The following is a 13,460-nucleotide window of genomic DNA, read 5'->3' as shown; positions in this document are numbered from 1 at the left end:
TTAGTTTGATTAAAAAGGGTTACTTTTTAAAATTAAAAAATTATACCAATAAAATTACCTATACTATACTTTGTCTAGTAATAGTAGTGTTTAAAATAGTGCCATAAATGGTTAATTTTAAAAAAAAAGACAAAAAAAATCCGAAAACGCTAAGCTTTCGGATTGTAATTTATTTTTAGATCTTTTTATTTTCTTTCTTGTAAAATAGCAATAAGTTCTGTTGGATTTGACACGTAAGTTGTTTTCCCTTCAAAATATTTTTCTTTTAAATTAATAGGGTTTCCAGCAACTAATAAATGTGCTGTTGTCTGCTTTAATATAGCCTCAATTTTATCTTTTACTTTATCTGGAATTGTTGTTATAAACATGGTAAGTAACAAATCTGGTTTTACTATTTCTTGTACAGATTCTAAATTTTCAATAGGCACATGTTGTCCCAAATAATACACATTCCATCCTAAATCTTTAGCTATATATTGTGCTAACAATAATCCTATTTCATGGTGTTCATTCTCTGGTAAAAATAATACTATTTTAGATGCGTCTTCCTCTGCTAATGATAAATTATCTATACCAGCAATTACTTTTTGTCTAATTAAGTTAGACACAAAATGCTCTTGTGCAGGCATCACCTTATCTATTCCCCACAAAACACCTATTTGGTTTAAAAAAGGGTAAATTAAATCAGAAACTGTTTGTAATAAGCCTTTGTTTAATATGTGCCCGTCTAGTATTTTAACAAATTCTCTTTCGTTCATCTCTAACAAACACAACATAAGAGCAGTTAGTACATCACCCTCAATGGGTTTTAATAACACCTCGGTTACATTAGCGTGTAGCTCCTCATTAGACATTTTGTCAATTTTAGACACCTTAAAACCATTGCGTTGTAAAATACTAACGTTAAGTAATTTACGTAACAACTCATCTGTGTAATATCTAATATTTGTATCTGTACGCTCTGGCTGCACAAAATTATACCTACTCTCCCACTTACGTAAGGTATGTGCATTAATTCCGGTTAGTGTAGCAACCTGAGACATTGAATAACTACCCATTTCAACTAAATTTTCTAGTTGCAAAAATAACTTAAAAAAAGAATCAAACTTAATTTTGTCTAATTTTTTTTAAAAAAAACTGGACATTATCAAATATTTTAATACATTTGTCTAAGATTAACACTATAAAAGTTAGACAAAATGAAAACTAAAATTTATTTTTCCGCATTAATTCTATTCTTATTTGCTTTTACGTCATGTAATGATGACGATGATACTCCACCGCAAATGGAATCTCAATTAAACATTGTAGAGACGGCATCTAAAACAGATGTGCTTAGCTCTTTAGTTGCTTCACTTGCAAAATCTGATGAGAGTCCAAACTCTGACCTTATTGGTGCTTTAAGTGGTACAGGACCTTTTACAGTATTTGCTCCTACAAATGATGCCTTTACTGCTCTTTTTGCAAGTTTAGACGGGTATTCTTCTTTGGACGATTTTGATACCGAAGAGGAAAAAGCACTACTTGCTACCATTTTAAAATACCATGTAGTTGCTGGCGCAGCTGTTGCATCTGGTGACTTAACAGACGGACAAGTAATTACTACTCTTTCTGGAGAAGATGTTACTGTTACTCTAAATAACGGCGTATTTGTTAGTGATGCTTCAGAAGCAGATGCACAAGTAGTTACCGCAGATGTAGATGCTACAAACGGTATTGTACACGTTATAAATAAGGTTTTATTACCACAAACAGTAATAGACGCAATTAACCTAGGTACTCTTGTAGATGTGGTTGTTGCTAGTGATGCTTTAACTGTTTTAGAAGCTGCTGTAATTAAAGCTGGCTTAGTAGACACTTTAAACTCAGACGGACCTTTTACTGTTTTTGCTCCTACAGATACTGCTTTTATAGCATTATTAGATATGTTAGGTGACGATTACACTTCTTTAGATGATTTTGATACTGAGGATGAAATACAATTATTAAAAGACATTTTATTATACCACGTTGTTCCTGCAAAAGTTTTATCTACAGATTTAGCTGCTGGTGAAGTTGGTACTGCTCTAGCAGATAACACAATTGAAGTGGTTGATAACGATGGTACTTTTGTTATCTCTGATGCATCAGATATTAATGCTAATATTTCTGCTGTAGATATTATGGCTTCTAATGGTGTTGCTCATGTAATAGACAAGGTTTTATTACCACAAGCTGCTGTAGATTTTATTGCAGACCAACAACCAACTATTGTAGATTTAGCAGTAGCTACAAACGATTTATCTTTATTAGTTGGTGCTTTACAACAAGCAGATGCTGGTTTAGTAGAATTATTAGGAACAGATGGACCTTTTACTGTATTTGCACCTACTAATGCTGCTTTTGCTGCTTTGTTAGAAGAATTAGGAGATGACTACAATGAGCTTTCAGATTTTGATACTGAAGATGAAAAAGAAATGTTAGCTACTATTTTAAAATATCACGTAGTTGCTGGTACGGCTGCATTGTCTACAGATTTAAGTAACGGACAAATGATAGCTACAGCGCAAGGAGAAGATATTACTGTTAATTTAACTGATGGTGTATTTATACAAGATGCTACAGATACAGATGCTGCTGTTGCAACAGCAGATATAGAGGCTAAAAATGGAGTTATACATATTATAGATAAAGTATTATTACCACAAGCAATTGTAGATGCTTTACAACCTAACATTGTAGAGTTAGCTATTGCTACAGACGATTTATCTTTATTAGTTGGCGCATTACAACAAGCAGATGCAGGTTTGGTTGAGTTATTAGGTATGGAAGGGCCATTTACGGTTTTTGCACCTAGTAATGCTGCTTTTGAAGCTTTATTTGAAGATTTAGGACCAGATTATACAACTTTAGCTGATTTTGATACTGATGAGGAAAAAGCATTATTAGCAGACATACTTAAATACCATGTTGTTTCTGGTGCTGCTGTTTTATCTACAGACTTAACAGACGGACAATTAATTACAACTGCATTAGGACAAGACTTAACTGTTAACTTAACAGGAGGTGTGTTTATTACAGATGCCGGAGATAATAATGGTGAAGTAATTACTGCAGACGTAGAGGCTAGTAATGGTGTTGTACATATTATAAATAAAGTTTTATTTCCAGACACACATTAATTTGAGATAAAATTAGCCTGTTGGTTAGGTTAATTTGGTTGTTGTACCGGTGATGTAAAAAATCACCGGTTTTTATTATTATTTATAAAACATATAGTATCTTAGGAAGATACTTGTTAACTCTTTATGAAAAAAGTTATTATTATAGGGTCTGGATTTTCTTCATTATCTGCTAGTTGCTACTTAGCAAAAGCTGGTTATGATGTAACAATGCTAGAAAAAAATACAACAACTGGTGGTAGAGCTAGACAACTAAAAACAAATGGTTTTGTTTTTGATATTGGTCCTACTTTTTATTGGATGCCAGATGTTTTTGATAAATTTTTTGCTGATTTTGGTAAAAAAACAAGTGAATATTACCAATTAGATCAATTAAATCCTGCATACCAAATTTATTTTGGTAAAAATGACTCTATTTCTATTTCAGAGGATTTTAATGAAACTAGAGACACTTTTGAAAAAATTGAACCAGGTAGTGGCAAACAACTAGAGCGTTTTATAAATAAAGCGCGCATTAATTATGATATTGCCATAAAGAAACTTGTATATAACCCTGGTGAAAATTTATTTGAAATAATAAATAGTAAAACAATTACTAAGCTATACGAGTTTATACTTACTATAAAAAATCAGGTTTCTGGTTACGTAAAAAATGATAAGCTTCGTAAAGTTTTAGAGTTTCCAGTATTGTTTTTAGGTGCAAAACCAAGCAATACACCTTCATTTTATAACTTTATGAATTATGCCGACCTTAAATTAGGTACTTGGCATCCACAAGGTGGTATGTACAAAGTTGTAGAGGGTATGCAAAAATTAGCACAAAGTTTAGGCGTAAAAACTATTACAGATAGTCCTGTTTTAAAAATTAATATAGAGAACGGAAAAGTTAAAGGTGTAGATAGTAAAAGTGGTTATTTGGAATGTGACATTCTTTTAAGTGGCGCAGACTACCACCATACAGAAACATTATTACCAAAACAATACAGACAATACACAGAAAGTTATTGGGACAAGAAAATATTTGCTCCTTCTGCCCTATTGTTTTTTGTAGGTTTTAATAAAAAAATTGAAGCGGTAAACCATCATACATTGTTTTTTGATACTGATTTTGAAGAGCACGCTAAAACAATTTATGACACTAAAGAATGGCCAAATAAGCCTTTGTTCTATGCTAGTTTCCCTAGTAAAACAGATGCTACTAGTGCTCCTGATGGCAAAGAAGCTGCAATATTTTTAGTGCCAATTGCACCAGATATAGAAGACACAAAAGAGTTAAGAGAACATTACTTTAATCAGATTATAGAAAGAGTAGAAAAACTTACAGACCAAAGTCTTAAAGAAGATATTCTATTTAAAGAATCTTATTGTGTAGATAACTTTAAAGATGATTACAACTCCTATAAAGGAAATGCATATGGTTTAGCAAATACGTTAATGCAAACCCATATTTTAAGACCTAAATTAAAGAGTAAAAAAGTAGATAATTTATATTTCTGCGGACAATTAACTGTTCCAGGACCAGGTGTGCCACCATCATTAATCTCTGGCAAAGTAGTAAGTGAACTAATTTTAAAACACAGTAAATAATGAAAGCTCTGTTTGATTCCTCTAGCGTTAATTGTAGTAAATTAATAACCACAACCTATAGTACATCATTCTCTATAGGTATTAAGCTTTTTGCACCTTCTATTAGACCCGCTATATATTCTATATATGGTTTTGTTAGGTATGCAGATGAGATTGTAGACACGTTTCATGACTATGAGCAAGAAACACTTTTAAATGAGTTTGAAGAAGAATACAGAAAGTCGCTTACTCGTAAAATAAGTTTAAACCCAATAATAAATTCTTTTCAAGAAGTGGTTTTAAAATACGAGTTACAAGAATATGTAGATGCATTTTTAACCAGTATGCGTTTTGACCTTAACAAGACAGAATACAGCACCAGAGAAGAGTACAATGAGTATATTTACGGTTCTGCAGATGTAGTAGGCCTAATGTGCTTGCGCGTTTTTGTAAATAATGATAACGCAAGGTTTAATCACTTAAAAGAATCTGCTCAGTACTTAGGATCTGCCTTTCAGAAAGTAAATTTTTTAAGAGACTTTAAAGATGATATAAACGAATTAGGAAGATCATATTTTCCAGAGTTAGACACAAATACACTTACTCATACTGCTAAAGAACATATTTTATTAGATATAGAAAACGACTTTGCCGAAGCTTACAAAGGCATAGTTCAACTACCCTTAGAAAGCAGATTAGGTGTTTTTGTAGCTTACAAGTACTATTCTAAACTACTTAAAAAACTTAAAAAAGCAGATACTAGTAGTATTATGAATAGTAGAATACGCATCTCTAACCCTCTAAAATTTTTAATATTAACTAAGGCATATATTAGATTTAAATTTAATATTATTTAAAGTAAATTCTTATAACTTTATAGGTTATTAGATGTACTTTAAAACTTAGTTGATGAAATTATTATTTTGCTTTTGGATTTTACTTTTTAATACAACAACAAATTGTTCTAATTTAGATAGCGTAAGAAGTCAGTTTCATACAATTAAAACCAATGATGATTTAAAAAAATTTATTAAAACTTGCGAAGATTTAAATTGTGAATTAGCTACACCGTACGTTGCATCTTGCATAATGAAGAAAGCAGAATTTACAATTTGGCCATTTAAAAAACTAGCCTACTTTAATGAAGGAAAAAAAGAACTAGAGAGCTACATTAAAAAATATCCAAATGACCTAGAAGCAAGGTACGTTAGGTATTTAGTACAAAGTAACATTCCTAGTTTCTTAGGCTACAACACAAGAATTGCTGCAGACAAAAAGTTTATCACGGATAATTTAGAAACATCAAAATTACCAGTAAACTATAAAAAAATAATTTTAAAAAATATAAATACAATAAGTCCCAATTAATGAAAATAGTACTTTTTATACTAATTACGGTTGTTACATTTGCTGTTATGGAAGTTATAACTTGGCTAACCCACAAATATGTAATGCACGGCTTTTTATGGATTTTACACGCAGATCATCATCAACCTAAATACCCACACCCTTTTGAAAAAAATGATTTGTTTTTTGTAATATTCGCAATCCCCAGTATTGCATTATTTTTCTTTGGTATTAGACCACAACTAAACTTTATGTTCTTTATTGGTCTTGGAATTCTTTTTTACGGCATAGCATATTTTCTTATTCATGATGTTCTTATACACCAACGTTTTAAATGGTTTAAAAAAACAAAAAACAAGTATTTAATAGGTTTACGCAAAGCGCATAAAGTACATCATAAACACTTAGGTAAAGCACACGGAGAGTGCTTTGGAATGTTATATGTTCCAAAAAAATATCACAAACAATACAAAGCTTAATGAAACCCTATTACTACCTACTTATAAATATTGCCTGTATAAGCATACCATTTATTGCTAGTTTTTACCCAAAACACGCGTTTTATAAAAAATGGGGTTCTTTTTTTAAAGCGTCTATACCTGTTGCTTTATTTTTTATTATATGGGATTATTGGTTTACTGCAATTGGAGTTTGGGGATTTAACAAAAGCTACTTAACTGGACTTTTTTTAGGAGAATTACCAATTGAAGAAATACTTTTTTTTATAGCTATACCATATGCATGTGTATTTACTTATTTTGCACTTCTGCATTTAGTTAAAAATAATCCACTACAAAAAGCTGAAAAGTATATTACTTTTATACTAACTGTTGTATCAATACTAATAGCTGTTTTATTTTACAACAAACTTTATACATTTACAACAGCAGTTTTAGGAGCTGTTTTTCTTTCATATTTAAGTTATAAAAAAATAAACTTAAGTTACCATTACCTAACATACTTATTAATTATTCCTTTTTTTATGGCTAGTAACGGTATACTAACAGGTAGTTTTTTAGAGTCTCCTATAGTTTGGTATAACAATGCAGAAACTATTGGTTTTAGAATGGGTACTATTCCTGTCGAAGATTCCTTTTACGGTCTAATACTTATTTTTATGAATATTGAATTGTTTCGCTTTTTTAACAAAAAGAAACAATTAAACGCTTAATTTTCAATACCTTCTTTATAAACTTTTAAGGCTCTTTCTCTAGCAGATTTATGCTCTACCATTGGTTCTGGGTAATTAAAACCGTCTAACTCTGGTATCCATTGTCTAACATATTTAAAATCTTTATCAAACTTTTTAAGTTGTGTTATAGGATTAAATATTCTAAAATAAGGAGCAGCATCACAACCAGTACCTGCAGCCCATTGCCAATTGCCGTTATTAGATGCTAACTCATAATCTAAAAGCTTTTTAGCAAAGTAAGCTTCTCCCCATTGCCAGTCTATTAACAAATGCTTACATAAAAAGCCAGCCGTTATCATACGTACTCTATTGTGCATATAACCTGTTTGGTTAAGCTGCCTCATACCAGCATCTACCATAGGATAGCCAGTATTACCAGAACACCATTTTTCAAAATCGTCTTTATTGTTACGCCATTTTATACCATCGTACTTAGACCTAAAATTTTGAGTGACAACTTTTGGAAAATGATATAAAATTTGAGTGAAAAATTCTCTCCAAACCAATTCACTCAAAAACACACTTTCTAAACCATCTAAGCCTCTAATTAGTTTACGTACACTTACGGTGCCAAAACGCAAATGCGGGCCTAGGTACGTTGTTATATCATCAGAAGGAAAATCTCTTTTATCTGCATATATGCTTAAATGATCTAAATTATAAGGTTGTACCTCTATAGAAGAAGTTGTAAAGCCTAAATCTTCTAAAGAAGGAAAACTATGGTCTATTTTTAATAAATTGTCTTTAAAATCACATACTTTCTCTTCTATTAAGCTAGGCTTAAATAGAGATTTCCACTTATTTTTAAACGGTGTATATACGGTGTAAGGATCTCCATCGTTTTTTAGAACATCGTTTTCTTCAAAAATAACACTGTCTTTATATACAGATACATTTATATTTTTTTCTTCTAGAAAGGATATAATTTTACTATCCCTGTCTTTAGCATAAGGCTCATAATCTTTATTAAAAAAAACATTCTCAATAGTGTAATCTTCTGTTAATTTTTTCCACGCATCTTCTGGCGTTGTATGTAGACAAAATACCCCACCATTATGCTTTTTTAAACTTGCATTAATATCTGAAAGTGTTTTGTGAATAAAAGTGACTCTTGCATCGTCATTATCCAATTCGTTTAGAATTTTTTTATCAAAAATAAAAATAGGTAGCACTCGTTTTCCAGATTTTAAGGCATAATGTAATGCTGTATTATCCTCTATTCTTAAATCTCTTCTAAACCAAAAAACCGATATTTTATCACTCATAAAAACTATATTAAAGCTTCATTTCAAAAATAAGACCTATTCATTAAAAATACTACTTAACATAGTGTAAATACAAGAAAAATAGCCTTGAAAATATAAAATGAAAAAGTTTATTTATACATACCACATAGTTATATTTGTATCCTGCAAAATTTGGCCACGTGGCGGAATTGGTAGACGTGCTACCTTGAGGGGGTAGTGTTCTTATGAACGTGCTGGTTCGACTCCAGTCGTGGTCACAAAAAAAGCGCTTCTAGTAGAGCGCTTTTTATTTTTATGTTTTTAAATTAATTGTTTAATAACTCATTTAATATTTCTCTTGTTTTTGTACTGTTCCAATCTTTTGCTCCTGTTTCTTGTACTACAATTTCCCCTGACTTGCTTAAAATGTATGTAGTGGGAATTACATCATAGTTTAGCTCTTTGGGTAATTTATAGTTAGAGTAATACACATTAAAACTGAAGTTATTTTCTTTTAAATAAGCATTTACCTTTGCCACTTTATCACTTGCTAGAAGCACAAAAACAACCTTATCCTGATAATCTGTGTATAATTTTTGCAAGCTTGGCATTTCTGCTACACAAGGCGGACACCAAGTAGCCCAAAAATTAATTAAAACTACTTTACCTTTGTAGTCTTGTAAATTATAAACATCTCCTTTAGCGTTTGTAAATTTCCAATTGTAATTTTGTAATGTAACTTGCTCTTTAACTTCTATTTTAGCTGCGCTGCCAGAAAAAATTCTGTTTGCAAACACCTTAACTTTAAAACCCAATGGTGTAAATACTATTGCAACTATAAGTACATAAAAAACAATATTGAATATTCTCTTTCTTGTAATCGCCATTACTATTCCGCTATAAGTCTATCTATAGTCTCGTATACCGTATTATTATCCCAGTTAGAGATTCCTTCTTCATAAATAACAATATTGCCTTGTTTATCTACTACATAACTAGATGGTACTTTTTCTGTATTTACAGCGTGCTTAGCATCAATAATTAAATAGGTAACTGGAAAAGTAAATTTCTTTAACGCCATAAATTCTTCTACAACGTCTTTTTCTTCATTAGTAATAATATAAAAATCTACTTTGCCTTTATAAGCATTATAAAAATTCTGAATAGATTGTAGTTCTGCTTCACAATGTACTTTCCATGATGCCCAATTGTTTATAAAAATCACATTTCCTTTAGACTTTTTAAAATTAAACAAGTTGTGATTTTCATCTTTTAAAACCCAGTCATAATCTGTTACTGTTTTCTGATTTTCTTTTGCTATTACAGATGGTGCAGTAGCTACCATTTTATTTAAAAAAATTTTTCCCATATGCCCTAAGGGAGTCCAAAAAAATGCTGCTACAAGAAGCATTATTAAAAGAGTAAAAACTGTTTTCTTTTTCATTTTATATTGTATAGTTACCTCTAAAATATGAAGATAAATTCATATAAAAATAAAAACTCCCGAATTACTTCGGGAGTTTCCTTTTATTAAAACAAACTTGGCTTATGCCGCGTTTTCTTTTTTAATTACATTTAAAGCAGAACCTTCTCTATACCAATCTATTTGAGGTTGGTTATACGTATGGTTTAGCTTAATAACATCTTTACTACCATCTGCATGCACTAACTCTAAAGTTAATTGCTTTTCTGGTGCAAAATCTGCTATATCTACAAAGTTAAATGTATCATCTTCTTGCACAAGATCATAATCTGCTTCATTAGCAAACGTTAATCCTAACATACCTTGCTTTTTAAGGTTTGTTTCATGAATACGTGCAAAAGATTTTACTATTACAGCTGCAACACCTAAATGTCTTGGCTCCATAGCTGCGTGCTCACGAGAAGATCCTTCTCCATAGTTATGATCACCCACAACTACAGATCTAACACCTGCTGCTTTGTATGCACGTGCCGTGTCTGGTACGCCTGCAAACTCACCTGTTAATTGATTTTTAACAAAATTGGTCTTTTTACCAAAAGCGTTAACAGCACCAATTAAACAGTTATTAGAAATATTATCTAAGTGACCACGGAAACGTAACCAAGGACCAGCCATAGAAATGTGGTCTGTTGTACATTTACCAAAAGCTTTGATAAGCAATTTAGCCCCCATTAAACTTTCGTCTTTTATTGGAGTAAATGGCTCTAACAATTGTAACCTTTCAGAATCTGGAGAAACTTTAACTTCTACACCAGAACCATCTGCATCTGGAGCTAAGTAACCAGCATCTTCTACATCAAAACCTTGTGGAGGTAATTCTATACCTAAAGGCATATCTAATTTTACTTCCTCACCATCTTCGTTAATTAATGTATCGTTCATTGGATCAAAATCTAAACGACCAGATATTGCTATTGCAGCAACCATTTCTGGAGAACCAACAAAAGCGTGTGTATTAGGGTTACCATCTGCTCTTTTAGAGAAGTTACGGTTAAATGAGTGTACAATTGTGTTTTTCTCATCTCCTTTAGCATCACTTCTATCCCATTGACCTATACAAGGTCCACAAGCGTTAGTAAATACTGTTGCTCCTAAGTTTTCAAAAATATCTAAAATACCGTCTCTTTCTGCAGTAAAACGAATTTGTTCTGAACCAGGGTTGATACCAAAATCTGATTTAGGCTTAATTTTTTTATCTACAGCTTGTTTAGCAATAGAAGCTGCTCTAGTTAAATCTTCGTATGAAGAGTTAGTACAAGAACCAATTAATCCCCAATCTACTTTTAAAGGCCAATCATTTTCTTTTGCTTTTTCTCCTAACTGACCTACTGGCGTAGCTAAATCTGGAGTAAAAGGTCCGTTTAAATGAGGTCTTAATTCATCTAAGTTTATTTCTATAATTTCATCAAAATATTGCTCTGGATTAGCATATACTTCTGGATCTGCTGTTAAATGCTCTTTTACTTGGTTAGCAGCATCTGCAACGTCACTACGGTCTGTAGCACGTAAATAACGTTCCATAGACTCATCATAACCAAATGTAGAAGTAGTTGCACCTACTTCTGCACCCATATTACAAATTGTACCTTTACCCGTACAAGAAAGGTTTTTAGCACCTTCTCCAAAATATTCTACAATTGCACCTGTACCACCTTTTACAGTTAAGATACCAGCAACTTTTAAAATAACATCTTTAGCTGAAGTCCAACCAGAAATATTACCTGTTAATTTAACACCTATTAATTTAGGAAACTTAAGCTCCCAAGCCATACCTGCCATAACATCTACAGCATCTGCACCACCAACACCAATAGCAACCATACCTAAACCACCAGCGTTAACTGTATGAGAATCTGTACCAATCATCATTCCGCCTGGAAATGCATAATTTTCTAAAACTACTTGGTGAATAATACCTGCTCCTGGTTTCCAGAAACCAATACCGTATTTGTTAGAAACAGACTCTAAAAAGTTAAATACTTCAGCACTTGTAGAATTAGCAACCTTTAAATCTGGTGCAGCACCACTTTTTGCTTGTATTAAGTGATCACAGTGTACTGTTGTAGGAACTGCAACTTTTGGCTTACCAGCTTGCATAAACTGTAGTAATGCCATTTGTGCGGTGGCATCTTGACAAGCAATACGGTCTGGTGCAAAATCTACATAATCTTTACCTCTTGTAAATTTAGTATTTGGATTACCATCCCATAAGTGAGAATACAATATTTTTTCTGAAAGTGTAAGTGGCTTTCCTACTATTTCACGAGCCTTATCTACTCGTTCAGCCATACGGGCATAAACCCCTTTTATCATATCAATGTCAAATGCCATTCCTTTTAGTTTTGAGTTTAATTTATTGCAATTCCACAAAATTAATAAAATCTAAAGGGTAAACGAAGAAATTTGGCAACGATTACTATTATTTTGCCGAAAAATCAAAAAAAAGTACTTGTAAAAATGAATGCATCATTTTTTACTTAAAATTTTATCAAATTGTTTACGAAAACGTTTGAAATTGATTTTTCTTTATTAGAACAATTTAGCAATAATTTGCTCTTCAGAGATACCTTCTGCCTCTGCTTTGTAGTTTTTAATTATTCTATGTCTTAATATACCAATTGCTACAGCTTGTACATCTTCTATATCTGGAGAAAACTTACCGTTTATAGCAGCGTGTGCTTTAGCTGCTAATATTAAATTTTGTGATGCTCTTGGTCCTGCTCCCCAATCTATATATTGTTTTACATAATCTTCTGCTGTGTCTAGATTTGGTCTAGTTTTATTTACCAATTTTACAGCATATTCTACAACATTATCTGGCACAGGAATTCTACGTACTAGATGTTGTACAGCAACAATTTCTTCTGCACTAAACAAAGCGTTAATTGTTGGTTTATTATCTGATGTTGTACGTTTTACAACCTCTATTTCTTCTGCTACAGATGGGTATTGTAATTCTATAGCAAACATAAACCTATCTAGCTGTGCTTCTGGCAAAGGATAAGTACCTTCTTGCTCTATTGGGTTTTGCGTAGCTAAAACAAAATAAGGTAGCTCTAGCTTATAGTTTTGACCTGCTATTGTAACAGACCTCTCTTGCATTGCCTCTAAAAGTGCTGCCTGTGTTTTAGGCGGAGTCCTATTTATTTCATCAGCCAATATAATATTAGAAAAAATTGGTCCTTTAATAAATTTAAAGTTTCTTTTTTCATCTAATATTTCACTACCTAAAATATCACTAGGCATTAAATCTGGTGTAAACTGTATCCGTTTAAAATCTAAACCTAAAGTTTGGGCTATTGTATTAACCATTAAGGTTTTTGCCAAACCGGGCACACCTACTAACAAAGAGTGACCGCCTGTATAAATAGATAATAAAATTTGATCTATTACCACATCTTGGCCCACAATTACTTTGGCAATTTCTTGCTTTAGTGCGTGGTGTTTTTCAACCAAATTTTTAACAGCAGTTACATCAGACATAT

12 protein-coding genes and 1 tRNA gene are annotated in these 13,460 nt (G+C 31.9%); 7 read left to right on the top strand and 6 right to left on the bottom strand.

Features of this window, described 5'->3' with window-relative positions; all coding sequences use genetic code 11:
* Positions 1 to 185: 185 nt before the first annotated feature.
* Positions 186 to 1,058 (bottom strand): MerR family transcriptional regulator, encoded by an 873-nt coding sequence (locus Q4487_RS14130; RefSeq protein WP_303544801.1) that lies wholly within the window; start codon positions 1,056 to 1,058, stop codon positions 186 to 188.
* 141 nt (positions 1,059 to 1,199) lie between these two features.
* On the opposite strand from Q4487_RS14130, the gene Q4487_RS14125 reads away from it, so the two are divergent.
* The 6 genes from Q4487_RS14125 to Q4487_RS14100 all read left to right on the top strand — a co-directional run bounded on the left by Q4487_RS14125 (position 1,200) and on the right by Q4487_RS14100 (position 7,245).
* Positions 1,200 to 3,161: a fasciclin domain-containing protein gene (locus Q4487_RS14125; RefSeq protein WP_303544798.1), complete on the top strand. Its 1,962-nt coding sequence runs from the start codon at positions 1,200 to 1,202 to the stop codon at positions 3,159 to 3,161.
* Between the two features lie 126 nt (positions 3,162 to 3,287).
* The gene (locus tag Q4487_RS14120; protein ID WP_303544794.1) at positions 3,288 to 4,748 is read left to right on the top strand and encodes an NAD(P)/FAD-dependent oxidoreductase; all 1,461 of its coding nucleotides are present in this window, start codon (positions 3,288 to 3,290) and stop codon (positions 4,746 to 4,748) included.
* The gene (locus tag Q4487_RS14115) at positions 4,748 to 5,584 is read left to right on the top strand and encodes a phytoene/squalene synthase family protein (RefSeq protein WP_100895190.1); all 837 of its coding nucleotides are present in this window, start codon (positions 4,748 to 4,750) and stop codon (positions 5,582 to 5,584) included. The genes Q4487_RS14120 and Q4487_RS14115 overlap by 1 nt, the downstream gene beginning before the upstream one ends.
* A 52-nt stretch (positions 5,585 to 5,636) precedes the next feature.
* Positions 5,637 to 6,095: a hypothetical protein gene (locus Q4487_RS14110; RefSeq protein WP_100895189.1), complete on the top strand. Its 459-nt coding sequence runs from the start codon at positions 5,637 to 5,639 to the stop codon at positions 6,093 to 6,095.
* A complete protein-coding gene (locus Q4487_RS14105) occupies positions 6,095 to 6,553 on the top strand; it encodes a sterol desaturase family protein (protein ID WP_100895188.1) in 459 nt (152 codons plus the stop codon). The genes Q4487_RS14110 and Q4487_RS14105 overlap by 1 nt, the downstream gene beginning before the upstream one ends.
* Positions 6,553 to 7,245 (top strand): lycopene cyclase domain-containing protein, encoded by a 693-nt coding sequence (locus Q4487_RS14100; RefSeq protein ID WP_100895187.1) that lies wholly within the window; start codon positions 6,553 to 6,555, stop codon positions 7,243 to 7,245. Before Q4487_RS14105 ends, Q4487_RS14100 begins: the two co-directional genes overlap by 1 nt.
* On the opposite strand, the gene Q4487_RS14095 is transcribed toward Q4487_RS14100, so the two are convergent.
* Positions 7,242 to 8,531, bottom strand: coding sequence for a deoxyribodipyrimidine photo-lyase (locus Q4487_RS14095; protein ID WP_303544783.1), 1,290 nt, complete (start codon positions 8,529 to 8,531; stop codon positions 7,242 to 7,244). The two genes, Q4487_RS14100 and Q4487_RS14095, sit on opposite strands and share 4 nt — an antisense overlap.
* Positions 8,532 to 8,686: 155 nt before the next feature.
* On the opposite strand from Q4487_RS14095, the gene Q4487_RS14090 reads away from it, so the two are divergent.
* Positions 8,687 to 8,770 (top strand) — tRNA-Leu (locus Q4487_RS14090).
* Positions 8,771 to 8,818: 48 nt separating this feature from the next.
* On the opposite strand, the gene Q4487_RS14085 is transcribed toward Q4487_RS14090, so the two are convergent.
* From Q4487_RS14085 to Q4487_RS14070, 4 genes are all read right to left on the bottom strand, one after another.
* Positions 8,819 to 9,379 carry a TlpA disulfide reductase family protein gene (locus tag Q4487_RS14085; RefSeq protein WP_303544780.1) on the bottom strand — a complete coding sequence of 187 codons (561 nt, stop codon included), beginning with the start codon at positions 9,377 to 9,379 and terminating at the stop codon, positions 8,819 to 8,821.
* Positions 9,380 to 9,381: 2 nt separating this feature from the next.
* The gene (locus Q4487_RS14080) at positions 9,382 to 9,936 is read right to left on the bottom strand and encodes a TlpA disulfide reductase family protein (RefSeq protein WP_232732612.1); all 555 of its coding nucleotides are present in this window, start codon (positions 9,934 to 9,936) and stop codon (positions 9,382 to 9,384) included.
* A 102-nt stretch (positions 9,937 to 10,038) separates the two neighbouring features.
* Entirely contained in the window at positions 10,039 to 12,306 is a 2,268-nt protein-coding gene (locus tag Q4487_RS14075) for an aconitate hydratase (RefSeq protein ID WP_100895184.1), read from the bottom strand.
* Positions 12,307 to 12,504: 198 nt separating this feature from the next.
* Complete coding sequence (locus Q4487_RS14070; protein ID WP_303544776.1) at positions 12,505 to 13,458, bottom strand: MoxR family ATPase; 954 nt, start codon at positions 13,456 to 13,458, stop codon at positions 12,505 to 12,507.
* Between the last annotated feature and the right edge of the window lie 2 nt (positions 13,459 to 13,460).

Origin of the sequence: Cellulophaga sp. 3_MG-2023, from assembly GCF_030546975.1 — a bacterium.
Taxonomy (GTDB): domain Bacteria; phylum Bacteroidota; class Bacteroidia; order Flavobacteriales; family Flavobacteriaceae; genus Cellulophaga.
The sequence above is the reverse complement of the archived record's forward strand: the minus strand, read 5'-3'. Positions and strand labels throughout refer to the sequence as shown.

Coding starts and splice junctions, on each gene's coding strand:
- Q4487_RS14130 (WP_303544801.1), bottom strand. CDS start 1,058: ATGGGTAGTTATTCAATGTCTCAGGTTGCTACACTAACCGGAATTAAT.
- Q4487_RS14125 (WP_303544798.1), top strand. CDS start 1,200: ATGAAAACTAAAATTTATTTTTCCGCATTAATTCTATTCTTATTTGCT.
- Q4487_RS14120 (WP_303544794.1), top strand. CDS start 3,288: ATGAAAAAAGTTATTATTATAGGGTCTGGATTTTCTTCATTATCTGCT.
- Q4487_RS14115 (WP_100895190.1), top strand. CDS start 4,748: ATGAAAGCTCTGTTTGATTCCTCTAGCGTTAATTGTAGTAAATTAATA.
- Q4487_RS14110 (WP_100895189.1), top strand. CDS start 5,637: ATGAAATTATTATTTTGCTTTTGGATTTTACTTTTTAATACAACAACA.
- Q4487_RS14105 (WP_100895188.1), top strand. CDS start 6,095: ATGAAAATAGTACTTTTTATACTAATTACGGTTGTTACATTTGCTGTT.
- Q4487_RS14100 (WP_100895187.1), top strand. CDS start 6,553: ATGAAACCCTATTACTACCTACTTATAAATATTGCCTGTATAAGCATA.
- Q4487_RS14095 (WP_303544783.1), bottom strand. CDS start 8,531: ATGAGTGATAAAATATCGGTTTTTTGGTTTAGAAGAGATTTAAGAATA.
- Q4487_RS14085 (WP_303544780.1), bottom strand. CDS start 9,379: ATGGCGATTACAAGAAAGAGAATATTCAATATTGTTTTTTATGTACTT.
- Q4487_RS14080 (WP_232732612.1), bottom strand. CDS start 9,936: ATGAAAAAGAAAACAGTTTTTACTCTTTTAATAATGCTTCTTGTAGCA.
- Q4487_RS14075 (WP_100895184.1), bottom strand. CDS start 12,306: ATGGCATTTGACATTGATATGATAAAAGGGGTTTATGCCCGTATGGCT.
- Q4487_RS14070 (WP_303544776.1), bottom strand. CDS start 13,458: ATGTCTGATGTAACTGCTGTTAAAAATTTGGTTGAAAAACACCACGCA.